Genomic DNA, 21,272 nt, shown 5'->3' on the forward strand with positions numbered 1-21,272 from the left:
CGGCTCCGTACAGCGTTTCCGGCCCCCGATCGGGCCAAGGCGGATGCTAGCCCAGCGGGTCGAGCGTGTCGGAGTCCCGCGCGACCATGTCCTCGCTGCGCTCCCACAGCTCGCGGGCAAGACCGGCCTCGTAGGCCTGCTTGTTCGCCTTCGCGATTGCCCGCTTGGCGTAGTACGCGCCTGACGTCCAGTCCACGCCGGGGGTGCCGTCGGCCAGCCAGACGAGCGTATCGGCGCCCTGGTCCGGAGTCAGCATGAAGCGCTTAAGGAATGATTTGTAAGCCAGGCGCATGGGACTCGTCGAGTCGGCCGCGAAGTTGGTGGCAACGCCGCCCGGGTGGAAGGCCGCCGTCGAGATTCCCGCAGCGTGATAGCGGTTGTGGAGTTCGGCGGTGAAGAGGATATTCGCCAGCTTCGCGTTGCCGTAGGCGCGGTTGGTGGAGTAGCTCTTCGCCGCGTCCAGGTCCTCGATGTCCAGCTTGGCGAAAATCGAGTTCGCGACGCTCGACGTGTTGATGACCTTGGCCTTGCTTGCTGTCAGTACATCCAGCAGTTCGGTCGTCAGCAGGAATGGCGCGAGGTGGTTGACCTGGAAGGTCTTCTCGTGGCCGTCCACAGTCAGCTCGCGGGCACGCATAATGCCGCCGGCGTTGTTCGCCAGAACATCGATCTGCGGGTACTTCTCCTTCAGCTGTGCGGCTAAGCGACGCACCTGCGCCAGTTCAGCGAAGTCGGCTACGAAGTAGTCAGCGCCAGTCTCTTTGGCGATCCGCTCCGTCTTCTCGGCCGAGCGACCGACGACGACGACGTGCTCCCCTCGTGCGGCAAAGGTCCGGGCCGCTGAGGCGCCGATCCCGTCGCTGGCACCGGTGATGACGATGGTCCGTGCAGTCATGGGATCTCCCGGGGTAGAGGGTTCAATGCCTTCCAAGCGTAGCGAACCGGGCGCTGGCGTTCGCGCAGCGGCTGCAGTCGGAAGGAGACGCGAGGGGGGCCGCCGCCTTGCGAGGCAAGTAATTTGAACGGTCGAACCGAGTGTAGGAAGTAAAAAGACCAGTAGCAGGCACTCCTGACGGGCGGAGATCCCGCTCATAGTCTGATCTGTATTAAGTGGTTTCGGGGGCCGCAAAAGTCTTTGATCATGGTCGCCTGCCGAACTGGACATGGAAGGACCATCGTGCAACTAGCCCTCGCAGCACCCAGTTATATGGGGCGGGCTCCGGTCACCAGAGCTCCACGGCATCGGCAGCGTCATATCGCTTCCCTGACCCGGGGCGTGGTGACGTGAAGGGCCGTTCACTGGCGTTGCTGTGCTGCCTCCTCCTTGCGGTCGGCTTGTCAGGGAGCGCAGCTCAGACTGCCTTCCCGATGCCGCAGCCGTCTTCCAGCTCCGAAGAGACAGGCCCAGAACCCGCCACAGCCGAAGCGCCGGATGTCGACACACCCGACGCCGACTCGCCGAATACCGACGTGAAAGTCGAGGCGCCTGCTCCCGATAGCGGCGCCGGCATGCCACCGGCAGCGCCTGCTCCCGACACCAACGTCGACAACCCTGCTGAAACTGAACCGCTGACTGTCACCCAGGTCCTGGGCGTGAACCAGCAGGTCCCCGTCGGCGTCCCCGGCTCTTGGCATCTGGTTTTCGACGACGAATTCGACACCCTGAACACAGCGGTTTGGACTCCGTACTGGTTCAACGACTGCAACCCCAAATCCCTGAAGAACAACGTCAAGACCTGTTCCAGCAATGTCAGAGTCGCTAATGGCGAAGCGGTTCTTCAGCTCAGCGACGATGAGTCCGGCGCCCTCCTCTCTACCAACCCCAAGGACGGAGCACCCGGTCACACGGGTTTTGAGTTCACCGAAGGCTACGTCGAGGCGCGGATCTACTTCTCGGGATCCTGCGGCGCCGGCATTCACAACTGGGCGGCCTGGTGGACAGTGGGGCAGCAGTTTCCCCGCACCGGAGAAATCGACATAGCAGAACCACTCGCCGGCGATATGTGGAGCGTTTACCACTCAGGGGCAGGGAAGAAGAGCCGCCTGGTCCCCGGATGCTGGGCCGGTGGCTACCATACGTACGGTTTGCACCGGAAAGCCGGACAAAACGACATCTACTACGACGGCATTCTCGTCCACTCCTACGCCAGCAAAGACGGCAACAGCCCCCACTACCTGCTCCTTAATGTGGGCAACTGGTCCGGCCCCCGGATCCTCGGCGATGCGGGCAACATGCGGGTGGACTACGTCCGGGTCTGGAAGTAGCCGGCAGTTCCCGCTTCACCCCCAACGCTCCCTCAGCTCCGGCGGCTTTCTTCCCGACGTTCCCTCAGCTCCGGCAGCCTTCTTCCCGACGTTCCCTCAGCTCCGGCAACCTCCACGGTTAAATAGCTCAGGCCCCGACGTGTGTCGGGGCCTGGCTGTAATGGTTGTCCGGCGGTGTCCTACTCTCCCACACCCTCCCGGGTGCAGTACCATCGGCGCTGTGGGTCTTAGCTTCCGGGTTCGGAATGGGACCGGGCGTTTCCCCCACGCTATGACCGCCGTAACCCTGTGTCCGCACCCCTGGTGGCCGGCCCTGGCGGGCGGTTTTCCCTGGGTGGGAAATCTTATGGTTACAACATGTGGTGTTGTATTCAGTTGTTTTGGTTCGTCAAGCAACGTTCCCGTGGGTTTGGGTTTGTTGTTTGGGAACCACATAGTGGACGCAAGCAGTCTTGTCTCTTTCCCCCTCCTTCGTGGTGTGAACGTCTTTTGAATCCGTTCACGAAGGTGGGGTGTGTGGTGTAAGTTATCGGCCTATTAGTACCGGTCAGCTTCACGAGTCGTTAGTCCTCGCTTCCACATCCGGCCTATCAACCCAGTGGTCTGGCTGGGGGCCTCTCACACACGAGGTGTATGGAAATCTCATCTTGAAGCGAGCTTCCCGCTTAGATGCTTTCAGCGGTTATCCCATCCGAACGTAGCTAATCAGCGGTGCACTTGGCAGTACAACTGACACACCAGAGGTTCGTCCGTCCCGGTCCTCTCGTACTAAGGACAGCCCTTCTCAAATTTCCTGCGCGCGCAGCGGATAGGGACCGAACTGTCTCACGACGTTCTAAACCCAGCTCGCGTACCGCTTTAATGGGCGAACAGCCCAACCCTTGGGACCTACTCCAGCCCCAGGATGCGACGAGCCGACATCGAGGTGCCAAACCATGCCGTCGATATGGACTCTTGGGCAAGATCAGCCTGTTATCCCCGAGGTACCTTTTATCCGTTGAGCGACGGCCATTCCACAATGTACCGCCGGATCACTAGTCCCGACTTTCGTCCCTGCTCGAGATGTCTCTCTCACAGTCAAGCTCCCTTGTGCACTTACACTCGACACCTGATTGCCAACCAGGCTGAGGGAACCTTTGGGCGCCTCCGTTACTTTTTAGGAGGCAACCGCCCCAGTTAAACTACCCATCAGGCACTGTCCCTGACCCGGATTACGGGCCGAAGTTAGATGTCCAAAGTGACCAGAGTGGTATTTCAACGATGACTCCACCCGGACTGGCGTCCGGGCTTCAACGTCTCCCACCTATCCTACACAAGCCACTCCGAACACCAATACCAAACTATAGTAAAGGTCTCGGGGTCTTTCCGTCCTGCTGCGCGTAACGAGCATCTTTACTCGTACTGCAATTTCGCCGAGTTTATGGTTGAGACAGCGGGGAAGTCGTTACTCCATTCGTGCAGGTCGGAACTTACCCGACAAGGAATTTCGCTACCTTAGGATGGTTATAGTTACCACCGCCGTTTACTGGGGCTTAAATTCTCAGCTTCGCCTTGCGGCTAACCGGTCCTCTTAACCTTCCAGCACCGGGCAGGAGTCAGTCCGTATACATCGTCTTGCGACTTCGCACGGACCTGTGTTTTTAGTAAACAGTCGCTTCCCCCTGGTCTCTGCGGCCCCGCCACGCTCCGGACAGCTAGTGTCCATCACGATAGGGGCCCCCCTTCTCCCGAAGTTACGGGGGCATTTTGCCGAGTTCCTTAACCATAATTCTCTCGATCGCCTTAGTATTCTCTACCTGATCACCTGTGTCGGTTTGGGGTACGGGCGGCTAAAACCTCGCGTCGATGCTTTTCTCGGCAGCATAGGATCACCGGATCCCCCCATACGGGGGTCCCATCGGGTCTCAGGCATCATGAACGGCGGATTTGCCTACCGTTCGCCCTACATCCTTAGACCGGGGCAACCATCGCCCGGCCCGGCTACCTTCCTGCGTCACACCTGTTAATACGCTTGCCTCCCAGGATCAGGTCCCGCGCTCCACCAAAACCCTCACACCACAAGGGTGAAAAGGGCAGGTCTCGGGCGGTTAGTATCCCCTGTTCAGCATGGGCGGTTTTTCGCCGGTACGGGAATATCAACCCGTTGTCCATCGACTACGCCTGTCGGCCTCGCCTTAGGTCCCGACTTACCCAGGGCAGATTAGCTTGACCCTGGAACCCTTGATCATTCGGCGGACGGGTTTCTCACCCGTCTTTCGCTACTCATGCCTGCATTCTCACTCGTGTAGGCTCCACCGCTGGTTTACACCGCGACTTCACTGCCCACACGACGCTCCCCTACCCATCCAGACGCCTGAACCACAAGGGCTTAGCAAAAATCTGAATGCCACAACTTCGGCGGTGTACTTGAGCCCCGCTACATTGTCGGCGCGGAATCACTTGACCAGTGAGCTATTACGCACTCTTTTAAGGATGGCTGCTTCTAAGCCAACCTCCTGGTTGTCTTCGCAACTCCACATCCTTTCCCACTTAGCACACGCTTAGGGGCCTTAGTTGGTGGTCTGGGCTGTTTCCCTCTCGACTATGAAGCTTATCCCCCACAGTCTCACTGCTGCGCTCTCACTTACCGGCATTCGGAGTTTGGCTGACGTCAGTAACCTTGTAGGGCCCATTAGCCATCCAGTAGCTCTACCTCCGGTAAGAAACACGCAACGCTGCACCTAAATGCATTTCGGGGAGAACCAGCTATCACGAAGTTTGATTGGCCTTTCACCCCTACCCACAGCTCATCCCCTCCATTTTCAACTGAAGTGGGTTCGGTCCTCCACGACGTCTTACCGTCGCTTCAACCTGGCCATGGGTAGATCACTTCGCTTCGGGTCTAGATCACGCCACTGCAACGCCCTGTTCAGACTCGCTTTCGCTACGGCTTCCCCACACGGGTTAACCTCGCGACGTAACACTAACTCGCAGGCTCATTCTTCAAAAGGCACGCCGTCACAACTACAAGGCTGCTCCGACGGATTGTAAGCACACGGTTTCAGGTACTGTTTCACTCCCCTCCCGGGGTACTTTTCACCTTTCCCTCACGGTACTGGTCCGCTATCGGTCATTAGGGAGTATTTAGGCTTATCAGGTGGTCCTGACAGATTCACACGGGATTTCTCGGGCCCCGTGCTACTTGGGATACTCTCCGGGCGGCATGACAACATTTCGGTTACGGGGCTCACACCCTCTCTGGCCGGCCTTTCAAGACCGTTCACCTATGCCCATGCAACACACCCCACTGTCCCGGCAGAGACAGAACGGAAAGTCCCACAACCCCGACCATGCAACGCCCGCCGGCTATCACACATGGAACGGTTTAGCCTGATCCGCGTTCGCTCGCCACTACTAACGGAATCACTATTGTTTTCTCTTCCTGCGGGTACTGAGATGTTTCACTTCCCCGCGTTCCCTCCACGCACCCTATGTGTTCAGATGCGGGTCACCAGGTCACTCGCGCGCCTGGCGGGGTTTCCCCATTCGGACACCCTGGGATCACAGTCCGGTTATCGACTCCCCCAGGCTTATCGCAGATTCCTACGTCCTTCTTCGGCTCCTAATGCCAAGGCATCCACCGTGTGCTCTTAAAAACTTGACCACAAAAGATCAATCAGTAATTTTCGAGAGAACCATGAAAACCACCGCCCCGCCCCAAAGGACAGAAACGACAGATCCAGGTTCATATTCTTGGAAATTGCTTCTTATAAAAGATGCTCGCGTCCACTATGTAGTTCTCAAACAACAACCCCAGACCACACACCCCACACACCAGAACCCCCGCAAAAGGGGCCCATCACAGTGCATGCTCGCTGCAGCCGGGAAACCAGAAACACACAAGCCCCACACCCCGCACCCCCACCCCCCGCAAAAGAGGAAGAACGCCCGGGCCATGGTCCTGTTGTCTCAGGACCCAACAGTGTGCCAAACACGAAACCGCCCCATCCCCGTCCGCACCGTTCCAGGACACCCGAACCCCGAAGGGAACGACAATGTCCGTACTGGGTGCCGGCAGAAAAACCGGCGGCCGCTATTTGCTGATATTCCACCCGTGAGCACCCGCCGCAGAACTTTCGTCTGCGCAACGGGCGTACTCCTGACAACACCACCACACAGGCACACAGGCCCGGCGGGGTTGTTGTAGGTGCTCCTTAGAAAGGAGGTGATCCAGCCGCACCTTCCGGTACGGCTACCTTGTTACGACTTAGTCCCAATCGCCAGTCCCACCTTCGACAGCTCCCTCCCACAAGGGGTTAGGCCACCGGCTTCGGGTGTTACCAACTTTCGTGACTTGACGGGCGGTGTGTACAAGGCCCGGGAACGTATTCACCGCAGCGTTGCTGATCTGCGATTACTAGCGACTCCGACTTCATGGGGTCGAGTTGCAGACCCCAATCCGAACTGAGACCGGCTTTTTGGGATTAGCTCCACCTCACAGTATCGCAACCCTTTGTACCGGCCATTGTAGCATGCGTGAAGCCCAAGACATAAGGGGCATGATGATTTGACGTCGTCCCCACCTTCCTCCGAGTTGACCCCGGCAGTCTCCCATGAGTCCCCGCCATTACGCGCTGGCAACATGGAACGAGGGTTGCGCTCGTTGCGGGACTTAACCCAACATCTCACGACACGAGCTGACGACAACCATGCACCACCTGTGAACCGGCCCCAAAGGGGAAGGACTGTTTCCAGCCCGGTCCGGCCCATGTCAAGCCTTGGTAAGGTTCTTCGCGTTGCATCGAATTAATCCGCATGCTCCGCCGCTTGTGCGGGCCCCCGTCAATTCCTTTGAGTTTTAGCCTTGCGGCCGTACTCCCCAGGCGGGGCACTTAATGCGTTAGCTACGGCGCGGAAAACGTGGAATGTCCCCCACACCTAGTGCCCAACGTTTACGGCATGGACTACCAGGGTATCTAATCCTGTTCGCTCCCCATGCTTTCGCTCCTCAGCGTCAGTTAATGCCCAGAGACCTGCCTTCGCCATCGGTGTTCCTCCTGATATCTGCGCATTTCACCGCTACACCAGGAATTCCAGTCTCCCCTACATCACTCTAGTCTGCCCGTACCCACCGCAGATCCGGAGTTGAGCCCCGGACTTTCACGGCAGACGCGACAAACCGCCTACGAGCTCTTTACGCCCAATAATTCCGGATAACGCTTGCGCCCTACGTATTACCGCGGCTGCTGGCACGTAGTTAGCCGGCGCTTCTTCTGCAGGTACCGTCACTTTCGCTTCTTCCCTACTGAAAGAGGTTTACAACCCGAAGGCCGTCATCCCTCACGCGGCGTCGCTGCATCAGGCTTGCGCCCATTGTGCAATATTCCCCACTGCTGCCTCCCGTAGGAGTCTGGGCCGTGTCTCAGTCCCAGTGTGGCCGGTCACCCTCTCAGGCCGGCTACCCGTCGTCGCCTTGGTGAGCCATTACCTCACCAACAAGCTGATAGGCCGCGAGTCCATCCAAAACCACAAAAAGCTTTCCACCCCCCACCATGCGATGAGGAGTCATATCCGGTATTAGACCCAGTTTCCCAGGCTTATCCCAGAGTTAAGGGCAGGTTACTCACGTGTTACTCACCCGTTCGCCACTAATCCCCGGTGCAAGCACCGGATCATCGTTCGACTTGCATGTGTTAAGCACGCCGCCAGCGTTCATCCTGAGCCAGGATCAAACTCTCCGTTGAAGAACAGACACAACCAAAGAACCACGGGAAAACGCGGAACCAGACTGCACAAAATTTGAAACCAGCTGTAAAAACCATGCCATCCACGGGATGGACAACACAGCCAAAACAACCAATCAATAAAACAATTGGTATCAACAAACTTGGCACACTATTGAGTTCTCAAACAACAGACACACCCGGCACCACCACAACCTCAGCCGTGGATCGCTCCGGAGCAACTTTTCAAACTTACCCGAGTCCGAACCGCTTTGCAAACCGGCGTATTCGCCGAATTCCAAAGCATCGAAAGGGTCCCCACCCAAAAACCGGCGCAGAAATCCGCACCATTTTCAGGCCATTCAAAGAGGGGGTCGGTCGCTATCTTTCCGCTTCAGCGGCGGCGACTCGAACAACTTTACACACGAACCCCCGCCCACACAAATCGGCCCGGCAGGGGGCTCCGGGCTCCAAATTCCCCGAAGCGGCGCGGACCTGGGCCGCTCCGACGGCCGCCACCGGGCGGGGCGGCCGTCGTTTGGCTGCTATGAAGTAGGTCACTGGCTTAGGCCTCGCCAGACCTGGAGGTGGTGGAGCCCTCCCCCGCTTTCTCCTGTCTCTCCTCCGGATCCTCCCCAGCTGCAGCAGTCGGGGCAGCGAACAGGCCGATCAGCCCATCGATTTCCCGGCTTGCTACGGCGGGGTGCCGGAAGTGCTGGTGCGGCTCAAGGGCGTAACGCGTACGCCGGCCTTCGTGCCTACGGTGCAGGTAGCCTCCGTCTTCTAGGTCCTTAAGGATCTGGAGGACGGAGCGTGGCGTGATCCCGACCCGGGCAGCGAGATCAGCAACCCGGGCTTCCGGGTCTGCCGCCACTGCCAGCAAGACGTGCCCGTGGTTCGTAAGGAACGTCCAGGACGGGCCGGCCGTCCCGGCTGCGCCGGCAGCCGGGACGGCACTCGTCATGCGCTGCCGCCTCTGGTCGGTGCGTGCGGGTCGGCGCTCATCGTGTGAGGGTCGACGTCGGCGGTCACCGGGGCGTGGCGATCGACGTCGGATTTCGCAGCGGCGTCCTGGGCGCCCTCCGTCTGCCTCGCTCCCGCCGCAGCCCGGGCGCCCGCCCCACCGGTGTGATGGTCGCCCGCCTGGGCGCCCTCCGCAGCGCCCTCCGCAGCCGCCGCCGTCGTAGTCGCCTCCGCATGGCGCCCGCGCCGCCACAGCGGTTCCAGCTCAGCGAGTTCCGCCGGTGACGCGGTGCCGAATGGTGCGTGCGCCGGCGCTACAGAAGCCTTGCGCTCCTGGCCCCGGGTGGCCCAGAGGCTCGCGCCGATCGACACGCCTAGGATGGTGGCGATGACGGCCAGGGACAGCGGGGTGGGGATGTAGAAGATATCGATCTTGAGGGCCATCTTGATGCCGACCCAGACCAGGACCAGGGCCAGGCCGACCTTGAGGTAGATGAACCGGTGCATCAGGTCGGCCAGCAGGAAGTACATGGCCCGGAGCCCCAGGATCGCGAAGGCGTTGGCGGTGAAGACCAGGAACACCTCGTCGGTGACGGCGAAGATGGCCGGGATGGAGTCGACGGCGAAAATGATGTCGGTGACCTCAACCAGCACCAGGACGGCCAGCAGCGGGGTCGCCAGCACCAGACCGTTCTTGCGGATCATGAACTTCTGTCCGTGGAACTTGTCGGTCATCGGCACGTACCGGCGGAAGAGCTTGAGCGCCCGCGACTTTTCCGGGTCGGGGTGCTCGTTGCGCTGGCGGATCATCTTGTAGCCGGTGAAGAGCAGGAACGCCGCGAAGAGGTAAAGCACCCACCCGGCGCTGGCGATGATGGCGGAGCCCGCGGCGATGAAGATGCCGCGGAAGACCAACGCGCCGAGGACGCCGAAGAACAGCACGCGGTGCTGGTACTCGCGGGGTACGCCAAAGTACGTGAAGATGATCGCCCAAATGAACACGTTGTCCACGGCCAGGGACTTTTCGATCAGGTAGCCGGCAAAGTACTGCTGGCCGAATTCGGACCCATACAGCTGCCAGACAACGACGCCGAAGCCGACGCCGAACGCGACCCAGACGGCCGACCACAGCGCGGCTTCGCGGACGCCGATTACGTGGGCTTTGCGGTGTGCGAACAGGTCCACGGCAAGCATGAGGACGATCACACCAATGACGGCCAACCAGGCCCAAAGAGGAACATGCATGAGGAGCACTCGCTTCCAGTCAGTCAATACCAACTGGAGGTCTCTCCCGGCCGCATAGGGCCTGTCCCGCCGGACCGCTCAGGGGCGGCCGTACTGACGACGGAACATTTCCGGGGATACTCCCCTCCACGTAATAAGTGAAGCACATTTCACCTATTGGCGGCAAGGGGTGGCCGCCGCAAGGAGCCGCCCCTGGCACCGTTCGCGTCTCGCCTACACGCTATCCGGGCGAAGGTGTGAGGACTAAAATTTTGCTACCAGTCGGCACGAAGCGGCGCGGTTGAAGGAGGCCACGATGTCGGATTTCCTTTTCGCAACACTGGACGCCGGCGGCAACCTTCCGCCGGCACTGGGCATCGGCCGGGAGCTGCTAAGGCAGGGCCACCGGGTCCGTTTCCTTGGCCACGCCCAGCAGGCGGCGGCCGTGGAGTCAGCCGGTGCGGAGTTCATTCCCTACCGGCACGCAGCCCCGCTCTCCCCTGCCGTTTCCGCACCGGCGCACCGGCAGTTTGCGGCCATGCTGAACGTGTTCGGCGACCCGGGCATCGGACGGGACCTTCTGGAGGAGGCGCGGCGCGAACCACCCGACGTCGCCGTCGTCGATTGCTTGCTCATGGGCGCAATCGATGCGGCAGCCAAGGCCGGCCTGCCGCACGTGGTGCTGGTCCACAGCTTCTTCGCGTTCTTCGACGGGCCGTTCCGGCGGGGCCCGATGGGCGCCGCTCTCGCGTTCAAGAAACTGCCTCCCCGGCGGGCGATAGGGCACGCGGAGCGGGTGCTGGTCTGCGCGGACCCGCTGCTGGATCCGGCCGGCCGTGCGCCCGGTGGACCTGGAGAAAGGGTGGTCTGGTCCGGCGCTGTCGTCGATGAGGTCACCTCCGGGAACACCGGAACACGGCGCGCCGGGCGCCCGCGGGTCCTGGCGAGCTTGAGCACGACGGCGTTCCCCGGGCAGCAACAGGTGCTGCAGAAGATTCTCGACGCCGCATCGGTGTTGACAGTGGATCTCGTGATGACGACCGGGCCCGCGGTGGATCCCGCCAGCCTCTCCGCGCCCGCGAACGCCACGGTGCACCGCTACATCGAGCACACGGAGATCATGCCTGACTGCGACGCTGTGATCGGGCACGGCGGCCACGCCACCGCTATGCGCGCGCTGGCGCACGGGCTGCCGATGATGATCCTGCCGATGCACCCCCTGATGGACCAGCCGCTGGTCGGCAAGGTCATACGTGATGCCGGGGCCGGGGTGCTCCTCAGCCGCAAGTCGTCGCCCGGGGAAATCGGCAACAAACTTTCGGAGCTCCTCGACTCGGAAAGCTGCGCGAGAGCAGCGGCGGAGATCGGCACCCGCCTGCGCAACAGCGCCGGCGCCCGGAGCGGCGCGCAGGTTCTGGCCGACGTTGCCGGCAGGTCCCGCTAAACAGCAGGTTCCGCTAACAGCAGGTCCGGCTGAACAACATGTCCCGCTTTAGCAGCAAGGCCTGTTGCCCCTTCCCCGTTGCGCCCCCTCCCCCGCCGGGACTAGGGTGAATACTAAGCATGCTTAGCGTGTTGGACGATCCACCCGCCGCCGGCCCCCGATTGTTTTGAACAGGCCATCCCTGTGCAGGAGGAAAGCCCGGGCCGAACGCAACCATCCGGAGGAGAACCATGACTGACCAGTACACGTTCAGGAACCCCGTCACCGCCTACGAGCAGATCGAACCGCCCGAGCAGAGCCAGCCGGAACCCGGCCTGGACGCCAAGATGACACCCAAAGCGGACCTCGGCGAGGACAGCTACCGCGGCACCGGCCGGCTCGAGGGCCGCAAGGCGCTTATCACCGGCGCGGACTCCGGGATCGGCGCCGCAACGGCGATCGCGTTCGCCCGGGAGGGTGCCGACGTCGTGATGTCCTACCTGCCGGAGGAGGAAGAGGATGCCACCCGGATCGCCAACCTGATCGAGAAGGCGGGCCGCAAAGCCGTCAAGGTCCCCGGCGATCTCAAGGATTCGGCCATGTGCCGTGAGCTCGTGGAGACCGCGGTGCGCGAACTCGGCGGCCTCGACATCTTGGTCAACAATGCCGGCAAACAGGTCGCGCAGAAGGCCCTCGCCGACATTGAGGACGTCCAGTTCGACCACACGTACAAGACCAACGTCTACGCGATGTTTTGGCTGACCAAGGAAGCCCTGCCGCACCTGCCGGCCGGGTCCGCGATCATCAACACCACCTCCATCCAGGCGTACAGCCCGTCGGAGACGCTGGTGGATTACGCCTCCACCAAGGGCGCGATCAACAACTTCACCAAGGGTCTGGCCCAGCAGTTGGCCCCCAAGGGCATCCGCGTCAACGCAGTGGCCCCCGGCCCGATCTGGACCCCGCTGCAGCCCAGCGGCGGCCAGCCCACCGAGGACCTGCCGGAGTTCGGCAAGGAAACCCCGCTGGGCCGCGCCGGGCAGCCGGCCGAACTCGCCCCGGCGTACGTGTTCCTCGCGTCGTCCGAGTCCAGCTACGTAATTGGCGAGACGCTGAACGTCAACGGCGGCATGCCGACGCCGTAACGCGCCAGCGTTCGTGCACCCAGTGGCCCCTTCCGATTATCCGGGAGGGGCCATCGACATCTTCGGGCAAGCTGGTGAGGACGACGACGGCGCTGCCGCGACATCCCTGCTGCGATAGGCTCGCTCCGGACCTGAACGGGCATCGACTTCAAGTGTAAGAGGCGGGAATTTCCTTGGACCTACTCAGCGGCATGAGCCGCGACCAACTGCGCCTCTTTGCCTGGGTGGCAGCCGCCGTCTTCGCGGTTGCAGCCGGCCTCTGGCGTCCGCGGCGGCTTCACTGGACTGCGCTGGGTTCCGTCCTGCTCTTCGCCGCGATCAACACCGCTGCCGGCATTTACGTCCTGAACCATTTCACTGACCCGCGCTGGTCTGTGGGGGCTCAACCGCCGCTGAGCACACCGTCGCTTGCCGGGACGCCAATCGTCGGGAAGTACCTGGGTCCCCTGGATTCGGCTCTGAGCGGGGTGGTCGGCGGAGTGAACGACTTCTTCGCGTTCCAGCACGCGCTTCCCATAGCCCTGGACTTCCTTACCGTGTCCGGGTGGGCCCTGCTGGTGTCATTCCCGCTGGCCGTGCTCGCCGCCGGCATCAATTTCGCCATGGCCAGGCGCCGGGCGGCCGCGTTCGACAAATACCGGGCCACGGTTGACCAGTTGCAGGTGGAGCTTGAGCAGATCAAGCGGCAACTCTCAACGCGGAATTCCGTCGCCCCGGCGCTCCCGGTGGAACACGGGTCCACCGAGGTGCGGCGGGGCTGACGCCCGGACTCCCACGCCGAAGACTACAGCTGGACTCTGGGCGTGCTTCCGGCGGCCGATTGACGGCCCGGCTTCATACGGCGTCAATTTCCTTGTCGTCCGACGCTCGGCGCCCCTAGTGTCCTAGGTACAGATCAAGAGTTCCAACATTGAGCCCTGGCTTGTTGGACGGCAACCCTCTTCGTGGCGGGGTGCCCCAGGTGAAGATCCGGCCGCACGCACAAGCGCTGCGGCAAGTATCGAGCCCCGCCTAAGCGGGGCGTCCTCGTGGACGGAATTTTCCATGTCATATATCTGCCTGATCCTTTCCGGAGCCGCTCTCCTGATCAACGGCCTGGGCCTTCTGGGCCGTATCCCGGCCCGGGACAGCGGCGTCTTCAACATCGTCATCGGCCTGTTGCAGCTGCTGCTGGCCGTGTTCCTCGCTGCTGCCGCCGGCGGCGACGGCGGCCTCCTGCTGGGAGCTGCTGGCATCGTGCTTTTCGGCATCACCTACCTCTACGTCGGGCTGAACGCCGTGCTCAGCCTGGAGTCGGCCGGGGTGGGCTGGTTCTGCGCCCTGGTTGCCGTGCTGGCCGTCTTTTACTCCGCTGCCAACTTCGGCACAGATCCCTTCTTGTCGGTGCTCTGGCTGAGCTGGGCGGTCCTGTGGTTCCTGTTCTTCCTGATCCTGGCCGGCGGAAGGTCCTCGCTCTCGGCGTTCACCGGCTGGGCGGTCCTGCTTACCGGCCAACTCACGACGACGGTACCGGCCCTGCTGGGGCTTTCCGGCGCGTGGCCGGCCGGGTGGCTCCCGGCGGTGGCCGCCGCCGTCGTCATCGCCGCCGCGTTCACTGCGGCCCTGGTCCTCAGCCGGTCCGCCGGTTCGCGGACCGCCGCGGACGCCGAGACCGCCCCAGCCGCCATCGAACCCGTTCCAGCGTAGCCACGGCTCCACCCAACACCCTCCAACACCCTCCAGCACCAACGAAAGGCAACTCCATGTCATCAGTGACCACCGCCGTCCCCGAAGCCGACTACCAGACCCTCGCCAACCTGTTCCGTCCCATCTTCGCCCGCATCGCCGAAGGGGCCAGCGCCCGCGAGCAGGACCACCAGCTGCCGTTTGCCGAAATCAAGGAACTCACCGCGGCAGGCTTCGGCGCCCTCCGCGTTCCCGTGGCCGACGGCGGGTTCGGAGCGTCCCTGCCGCAGCTCTTCCGCCTGCTCACCGAACTCGCGGCCGCCGATTCCAACATCCCGCAGGCCCTGCGGGGGCACTTCGCCTTCGTCGAGGACCGGCTGGTCTCCACCGGAGCCCAGCGTGCCGTGTGGCTGGAACGCTTCGTCAAAGGCGAGATCGCGGGCAACTCGTGGACCGAGGTGGGCACCGTCAAGATCGGCGACGTGATCACCAAGGTCAGCCCCGATCCCGGCAGCAGCACCGGCGGATTCCGGATCAGCGGCACGAAGTACTACTCCACGGGCAGCATCTTCGCGGACTGGATCGACACGTTCGCCCAGCGCACCGACAACAATGTCAAGGTGATCGCCGTCGTCAATGCCCACCAGCCGGGCGTCACACACTCGGACGACTGGGACGGCTTCGGGCAGCGCACAACCGGATCGGGCACCAGCACGTTCACGGACGCCGCTGTTGAGGCCGGGAACGTCATCGATTTCGACACCCGCTTCAAGTACCAGACGGCGTTCTACCAGGCCGTGCTCTTGGCCGTGCTGGCCGGAAGCATCAAGGCCGCCGAGCGGGAGATCGCCGTCGAGGTCCGCAACCGGACCCGGATTTTCTCCCATGGCAACGCCGACTCTTTCGCTGCCGACTCGCAGATCCTGCAGGTGGTGGGCCAGGTCTCGGCCAAGGCCTACGCGGCTGAAGCCACCTTGGAGCGAGCCGCCCGGGCGCTGCAGGGAGCGTACGACGGCGCGTTCCTGGGCGACCTGGAAGAGGAAGAGCGCCTCAACGACCTGGCCGAACTGGAAACCGCCCAGGCTCAGATCATTCTGACGGAACTCGCCACCCGGGCCACCTCGGACATCTTCGACGCCCTCGCCGCTTCCGGCACCAGCACCAAGAAGAACTTGGACCGGCACTGGCGCAACGCCCGCACAGCCGCGAGCCACAACCCTTGGGTCTTCAAGGCCCGGATCGTGGGCGACTACGCCGTGAACGGCACCACTCCGCCGCGCGTCTGGTCCATTGGTGCCGGTCCCAAGGCCGCCAGCGCAAAGTAGCCGGGCTGAGCGCGTTGCGCCGCTGACCCAGAAAGCACACCCGGGTTAAACAAAAGCAGGGCCCGTCCGAAGACGGGCCCTGCTCTAAACCTAACGGTCCAGAAGCTCTAAAGAATTAGAGGGACTGGATGTTGACGGCCTGGGGACCCTTGGGGCCCTGCTCGGTTTCGAAGGAGACCTTCTGGTTCTCTTCGAGGGAGCGGAAGCCGGAGGAAGCGATCGCGGAGTAGTGAGCGAAAACGTCCTGCGAGGAGTCATCGGGGGAAATGAAGCCGAAGCCCTTTTCAGCGTTAAACCATTTGACGGTACCAGTAGCCATTATTTTTGTCCTTCGTGAAGGTGGAGGAAAAGTCCCGACTTTCGGGTCCTCCAGTGTGGGGTGCTCAAAACCGCTGCTTCAGAAGAACGCGGACTTTCGACCGCGCGTACTGCCTGAACTACGAACTGCATAAACACAACAACAGGATCAACCCTACAGGAGATTTCCGAGGCGAATTACCACCGACGATTTTCGGACTACGACGGCGCCACAGGTTTCGTCCCAGCCCGACAAACCGCTTCAGCACTTCGCGGCGTTCCGTGAGACAAGGAACGCCTAACGGGAGACCGCCTGCCGGGGCCGGCGGGGCTCAGCGTGTTCGCGCGTGGTCGACCCCGTGCCATAAGAGTGGTCGCGCGAAGGGCCGCCGTCGTCGCTGGTGTCATTGACGGACGACGACGGCGCGCCCGTCGTGGGGGCAACCTCCGGTCCCGCCGAGCGCTCCGCACGAGCACCGACCCTACGCTCGACAGCCCGTCCGGCGGCGACGGACAGCCGCTGCGCCGGGCGCTCCACGAAACGGTAGAACAACACAGCGGCTGCGAACGAGGCTGCCCCGGAGACAGCGAGCGCCAGCGGCAGGGAAACTGACCGCAGCAGGGTGACGCCGGCCAGAATGATGGGCAGGTGCACCAAGTAGAGACTGAAGGAGATCCGGCCCAGCCACTGCACGACGGCGGTGTCGCCGAGCTTCTTCGCCTGAGCCGTGAGGAGGAACACCAGGACGAGCAGTGTCGCGCCGACGGTTACGAGCGCTTCGACGCCCTTGACCGGCATCGCAGGGCTAAGCCATTCCGCGTTGGCCAGGCCCAGGCCGACGGCGGTGACGGGCACCCAGACGAACCGCGGCCAGACCCGGGTGAGGTCGCGGATCCGGGTCCGCTCCACGCCGAGGATCGCGCCGACCGCAAAGATCGGCAGGTAGATCAGCCAGTCCACGTGCTGGACTGCACCCAGGCCGGCCAGACCCAGGACGAGTCCGAGTTTGAGGAGCCAGAACCGCCGCCAGCGGAGCGCGAGCAGAACGTAGAGCGGAAGCAACAGGGAGAACAGCACCTCCCACTTCAAAGTCCAGAGCGGGGTATTGATGGTGCTCGCGCTCAAGAACAGCAGCGCGTCCTTCGCAACCTGGCCCGTGTTCGGTGTGGTCACGTACATGTCCGCCCACGGGCTCTGCAGCGGTGATGCCGTGCGCGGAATGAGAGCGATCAGCGCGACCGCCATGGCCAGGGACGCCCACGCCGGCAGGTAGAGCCGGAGCAGACGCTTGGCGTAGTACGGCGCCCAGTTCCCTCCGGCGCGGGCCTTCGTAAACGGCAGGATAAGGACAAAACCAGACAGCACAAAGAACACATGGACCGCCGGAGTGCCGTTCCAGAGCAGGTGCAGCGGAGAGAACACCGCCCACATTCCGGCGCTGCTGAGGGCTGCGGACCGGTCGTCGGAAACCACACGCCCGATCGCGGGGAAGACGGAGAGCAGATGGCAGGCGACCACCACCAGGGCGGCGATCCCGCGGAGGCCATCCAGCTGCGTGACTCGGGTTCCAGGCTGCTTCGGCATCAGCTCCATGTTACCAGTTCGTTACATTCGGGTGGGGGGCAAGACTGAATCCTCACTCTCTGGACAGCCCGCGGGGAAGGAGTCAACAATGGGCCAGCGGGTGGTGTTGGGGCTTCTGCGCACCGGCCAGAGTGCTGCGGCCCGGCTGTTTCGAGCGTCCAAGGCGGGATATGAAGGCTGTGGTGGTGGGCGCGGGCATTGCGGGTCTGGTTGCGGCCCGCCAACTTGGTCTGGCCGGCTGGGACGTGGAGATCCTAGAGAAGTCCGCCACTCCCCGGCCCGATGGTTACATGATGGACTTCTTCGGCCCGGGAGTGGGGGCGCGGAAAAGATTGGCCTCTACCCGCGGCTCGCTTCCGTGGCGTACCACGTCGAGGCGGCCGAGTATGTCGATCCGGCAGGACGCCCCAGGGCGAGTCTCGACTACGACCGGTTTGCCCGGCTTGCCGGCGGGAAGGTCTTGAGTCTGCTGCGTCCAGACATGGAGCGGGCGTCCCTCGCCGCCCTCGACGACGTGCCCACCCGGCCGAATACGGGTCCGCTACGGGGCGCCGGTATCCCACGTAGCAAGCGGTGACGACGGCGTGCGGGTCGCCGTTGCGGGCGCGCACGCAGTGACGCTGGCCGCGGACGTCCTCATCGGCGCTGACGGTATCCACTCCACCGTGCGAACCGAGGTGTTCGGCCCCGAAGAGGAGTACCTGCGCCCCCTGGGTATGCGGGCCGCGGCGTTCATCGTGACGGAACCGGACCTGAACCGGCGGTTCCGGAACCGGTTCATCCTCACCGACAGCATCCACCGGACAGCCGGACTCTACAGCCTCCGATCGGACGAAATGGCGGCCTTCATGGTCTACCGGGAGGACCCGGGTGAAACACCGCCCGAGCGGTCTGAGACGACGCGGGAACGGCTGCGCCGGGAGTTCGTCGGACTCGGACAGGCCATCGACCGGCTGCTGGAACTGTGCCCCGAGCACCCGTACGACGACGTTGTCGCTCAGATTGTCATGCCGGACTGGCACAAGGGGCGAACCGTTCTCGTGGGGGACGCCTGCGGGGCCGTGTCGCTCCTCGCGGGCCAGGGCGGCTCGCTCGCCATCGCCGGCGCCGCGCTCCTGGGTGACATCCTTGGGCCCGCGGCCTCGCCCGAGGGGATTGTGCCAGCCCTTACCGAATTCCAGCGGCGATTCAGACCCGTGGTCGAGGAGGCCCAGGCCGCCGGGAGGCGCGCCGCCTCGTCATTCCTGCCCGCCAACCGGACCCAGCGCTTCCTGCGCCGGTGGATCATACGCGCCAGCCATGCGCCGGGCATCGACCGGCTCGTGGCCCGCCAAATCGTGGGCAGAATCGCAAAGTAGCCCCGGCCGGTACCCTTCGCCAGGGATGCCCCCAGTTGAGCGTTTACGACGCCCGGCCCGGGCCGTCCGAACGGCACGCCAACAGCCGCTGACAGCAACCTTGAGATTCGTACGAGCGGATGCCCTCGTGTGCAGCGATGCCGTCCGGTTTCGGCCGGCTAGAGCCGGCTATAGGCAGCTGGGCTGGTAGGCCGGATCGGCGGGGCCGGAGGCCTGGCCCAAGGCGTTCGTCACCAGCTGGTGCACCACCGGGTCGTTGGGCGCCTGGTCATGTTCGATGACGTCGGCCGGGCACTTGTCCTGGATGGTGATGTTGGTGACCTGCCGGGCCGAGCCGTTGAGGAACTGGCTGTTGTAGGGAATGACCACCTCATCGTGGACCGTGGATATGACGGTGTAGGACGGTCCTGCGACGGTGTCGCCGATGGAGTTGAGCTGCTGCATGAACGCCGACCCGGCCTGCTGGTCGGCGCAGGCGGCACAGCCGGCAGCGGTGTAGTCGGGAGGCGGGACGAATCCCGGCGGCGGGACGATCACTCCTTTTGTGCCGTGGTTGGACGGCGCGATCCCCACGAGGTGGTGGACATACTTCGCTCCGCCCAGGAAGTCCATGTAGTAGCGAGGCATCATGCCGCCCTGGCTGTGGCCTACCAGGTCCACTTTCTTGGCGCCGGTGGCCGCGCGTACCGCGTCCACGAAGGGGGCCAGTTCCTGCGCGGATTTAGCCACCGGGGCGGTGGCGTACACGCCGTTCGTCTCGCCGTAGTTGAGGGCGAATACGCAGTACCCGGAGCTCTTCAGGACCGGCGACAGCGTGGACCAGTTCTTCACCATGCTTTCGAAGGTCCCGGGCACCAGGATCACCGGGTAGGGGTGCTCGGCTGAGGGTTTGCAGGTCCAGTCGTTGGCTCCGGGCGGGGCCACGTCCAGGGTGCCGGCCTGGGCGGGGGCCGCAGCCAGGGATGCTGCGAGGACGGCGGCGGCCGCGATGGACAGGGTTCTGGTGAGCAGTGACATGGCAACCTCTTTGTTCGCGTGTCAACGGGTGGGACCAGCCGCGGCTGCCGGTCCTTCCGGCCGGTCGAGCCTGCGCCGCGGTGTAAAAATGCTAGGCAGATTCGGGACCGGAGGGCGGTGGCTGCACAAACGTGCGCGGAATCGCCTCTCCTTTGAGAGGCTGGTCCACAAGGGTCCAATGGCCCCATCTCTGGGTGTTGTTACTGGTCAGTAGCTGTTTGCAACGCCGATCTTGATCCGAGGCAGCAGCAGCAGGTGCACAAACGTTCATCACCGAACCGGGCGGCCGAGTTGCGGTAGACCTCCGCCACCGTGGATCCGTTCCCTCATCATCACGTGGCCGCCTTCCCACTGTTGGTCAGTCCGGCGGGCGAGTACGATGCTGCCGGAGAGAGGGCCAGCTGCACACGTCGAACTGACAGGACCATCTGGCGACCGCTTTCTCCCCGCGCCGCCGGGCGGGCTGTAAGGAGGGCCGATGTTGATGATTTTCCCTGCAATCGGGATCCTGCTGTTGATTGCATTCCTGTTCGCCGCTTTTGTCTTTTGCGGCATCCTTTGGACGCTGTTCAGGCTGGCACTCTCGTTGGCGGGCATCCCGCCGCGGCTCGCCGGAGGAAAGAGCCCGCCGGCGGCCGCCCTGGGTGCACCCTGGAGCGGCCCCCAAGTCCGCAGACCGGTGCCCTCAATCCGGCCTTCCGCCCCGCCTCCGACCGGAGTCACAGCGGAATCCACAATGTGGCCCAAGTGGAATGCGGCGCACCGGAGCTACACGGACCGTGAAAAGTCACTGTGGCAGGAGCAGTTCGACGCCCTGAACTCCGGAGGGTAGGCGGCCACGGCGGAGGGCGGAGCGCGTTCCGGTCTCCCCCACAACACGGCATACGAGCGGAGGAACACGAATGGAAATGCCCAAGGCGTCCGACGCCGACAAGGAACACTTCCGCTCGGTGATGCCCGACCACCCCGACGTCGTCGTCAAGCCGATGTTCGGCAATCTCGGAGCGTTCGTCAACGGCAACATGTTCGCCGGCCTGTTCGGGCCCACTATCGGCGTCAAGCTGGGCCCGGAGGACAAGAAGACGCTTGAGGGCAGCGAGCGCACTGTCCCGTTCGGCCCGACCGAACGGCCCATGGGCGGCTACACCGGACTGCCGGAGATCTGGAACGGCGAGGGCGACGGCGACGACGCGCGGGCCAAGGCTTGGGTAGAGAAGGCCTTCGAGTACATAGCGGGACTACCGCCAAAAGCACCCAAACCGCCGAGGGGTTCAAAAACCAAAGCCGGCCAAGAGTAGCGGCG

General features: G+C 63.2%; 15 protein-coding genes, 3 rRNA genes, 1 pseudogene and 1 riboswitch. Of the genes and pseudogenes, 10 read left to right on the forward strand and 9 right to left on the reverse strand.

Annotated elements, in window-relative coordinates:
* Positions 1-46: 46 nt before the first annotated feature.
* Positions 47-895 carry an SDR family NAD(P)-dependent oxidoreductase gene (locus QFZ61_RS16420; RefSeq protein ID WP_307037823.1) on the reverse strand — a complete coding sequence of 283 codons (849 nt, stop codon included), beginning with the start codon at positions 893-895 and terminating at the stop codon, positions 47-49.
* A gap of 473 nt (positions 896-1,368) precedes the next feature.
* Between QFZ61_RS16420 and QFZ61_RS16425 the strand changes: the two genes are divergently transcribed.
* A complete protein-coding gene (locus tag QFZ61_RS16425) occupies positions 1,369-2,265 on the forward strand; it encodes a glycoside hydrolase family 16 protein (RefSeq protein WP_307037825.1) in 897 nt (298 codons plus the stop codon).
* A gap of 166 nt (positions 2,266-2,431) precedes the next feature.
* Here the strand turns inward: QFZ61_RS16425 and rrf are convergent.
* The 5 genes and pseudogenes from rrf to QFZ61_RS16450 all read right to left on the reverse strand — a co-directional run.
* Positions 2,432-2,548 (reverse strand): 5S ribosomal RNA (rrf, locus tag QFZ61_RS16430).
* Between the two features lie 233 nt (positions 2,549-2,781).
* Positions 2,782-5,908, reverse strand: a 23S ribosomal RNA gene (locus tag QFZ61_RS16435).
* Positions 5,909-6,462: 554 nt separating this feature from the next.
* Positions 6,463-7,988 (reverse strand): 16S ribosomal RNA (locus tag QFZ61_RS16440).
* The 16S, 23S and 5S rRNA genes sit together here, the layout of an rRNA operon.
* A gap of 544 nt (positions 7,989-8,532) precedes the next feature.
* Positions 8,533-8,931, reverse strand: a complete 399-nt coding sequence (locus QFZ61_RS16445; RefSeq protein ID WP_307037827.1) for a helix-turn-helix domain-containing protein — start codon at positions 8,929-8,931, stop codon at positions 8,533-8,535.
* A 233-nt stretch (positions 8,932-9,164) separates the two neighbouring features.
* A pseudogene (locus QFZ61_RS16450) lies at positions 9,165-10,175 on the reverse strand (TerC family protein); the annotation flags it as partial.
* Positions 10,176-10,470: 295 nt separating this feature from the next.
* Between QFZ61_RS16450 and QFZ61_RS16455 the strand changes: the two are divergent.
* From QFZ61_RS16455 to QFZ61_RS16475, 5 genes are all read left to right on the forward strand, one after another.
* A complete protein-coding gene (locus tag QFZ61_RS16455; RefSeq protein WP_307037829.1) occupies positions 10,471-11,598 on the forward strand; it encodes a glycosyltransferase in 1,128 nt (375 codons plus the stop codon).
* Between the two features lie 230 nt (positions 11,599-11,828).
* Positions 11,829-12,722 carry an SDR family oxidoreductase gene (locus QFZ61_RS16460; RefSeq protein ID WP_307037831.1) on the forward strand — a complete coding sequence of 298 codons (894 nt, stop codon included), beginning with the start codon at positions 11,829-11,831 and terminating at the stop codon, positions 12,720-12,722.
* A gap of 191 nt (positions 12,723-12,913) precedes the next feature.
* Entirely contained in the window at positions 12,914-13,483 is a 570-nt protein-coding gene (locus tag QFZ61_RS16465) for a hypothetical protein (protein ID WP_307037833.1), read from the forward strand.
* A 132-nt stretch (positions 13,484-13,615) separates the two neighbouring features.
* A riboswitch (SAM riboswitch) is annotated at positions 13,616-13,728 on the forward strand.
* 38 nt (positions 13,729-13,766) lie between these two features.
* Positions 13,767-14,408: an AmiS/UreI family transporter gene (locus QFZ61_RS16470; RefSeq protein WP_307037834.1), complete on the forward strand. Its 642-nt coding sequence runs from the start codon at positions 13,767-13,769 to the stop codon at positions 14,406-14,408.
* A 56-nt stretch (positions 14,409-14,464) separates the two neighbouring features.
* Positions 14,465-15,712 (forward strand): acyl-CoA dehydrogenase family protein, encoded by a 1,248-nt coding sequence (locus QFZ61_RS16475; RefSeq protein ID WP_307037836.1) that lies wholly within the window; start codon positions 14,465-14,467, stop codon positions 15,710-15,712.
* Positions 15,713-15,827: 115 nt separating this feature from the next.
* On the opposite strand, the gene QFZ61_RS16480 is transcribed toward QFZ61_RS16475, so the two are convergent.
* Positions 15,828-16,031: a cold-shock protein gene (locus QFZ61_RS16480; RefSeq protein WP_066274236.1), complete on the reverse strand. Its 204-nt coding sequence runs from the start codon at positions 16,029-16,031 to the stop codon at positions 15,828-15,830.
* A 276-nt stretch (positions 16,032-16,307) separates the two neighbouring features.
* Positions 16,308-17,594 (reverse strand): acyltransferase, encoded by a 1,287-nt coding sequence (locus QFZ61_RS16485; protein ID WP_307037841.1) that lies wholly within the window; start codon positions 17,592-17,594, stop codon positions 16,308-16,310.
* A gap of 170 nt (positions 17,595-17,764) precedes the next feature.
* Between QFZ61_RS16485 and QFZ61_RS16490 the strand changes: the two genes are divergently transcribed.
* Positions 17,765-18,058: an NAD(P)/FAD-dependent oxidoreductase gene (locus QFZ61_RS16490; RefSeq protein ID WP_307037843.1), complete on the forward strand. Its 294-nt coding sequence runs from the start codon at positions 17,765-17,767 to the stop codon at positions 18,056-18,058.
* 66 nt (positions 18,059-18,124) lie between these two features.
* Positions 18,125-18,952, forward strand: a complete 828-nt coding sequence (locus QFZ61_RS16495; protein ID WP_373427213.1) for an FAD-dependent monooxygenase — start codon at positions 18,125-18,127, stop codon at positions 18,950-18,952.
* A 168-nt stretch (positions 18,953-19,120) separates the two neighbouring features.
* Here the strand turns inward: QFZ61_RS16495 and QFZ61_RS16500 are convergent, their stop codons facing one another.
* Entirely contained in the window at positions 19,121-19,969 is an 849-nt protein-coding gene (locus QFZ61_RS16500; protein WP_307037846.1) for a triacylglycerol lipase, read from the reverse strand.
* 484 nt (positions 19,970-20,453) lie between these two features.
* On the opposite strand from QFZ61_RS16500, the gene QFZ61_RS16505 reads away from it, so the two are divergent.
* The gene (locus tag QFZ61_RS16505) at positions 20,454-20,801 is read left to right on the forward strand and encodes a hypothetical protein (RefSeq protein WP_307037848.1); all 348 of its coding nucleotides are present in this window, start codon (positions 20,454-20,456) and stop codon (positions 20,799-20,801) included.
* A gap of 70 nt (positions 20,802-20,871) precedes the next feature.
* Complete coding sequence (locus tag QFZ61_RS16510) at positions 20,872-21,267, forward strand: TfoX/Sxy family protein (RefSeq protein ID WP_307037850.1); 396 nt, start codon at positions 20,872-20,874, stop codon at positions 21,265-21,267.
* Positions 21,268-21,272 lie beyond the last annotated feature (5 nt).

Source organism: Arthrobacter sp. B3I4, from assembly GCF_030816855.1.
In the GTDB taxonomy this organism is placed as follows: domain Bacteria; phylum Actinomycetota; class Actinomycetes; order Actinomycetales; family Micrococcaceae; genus Arthrobacter.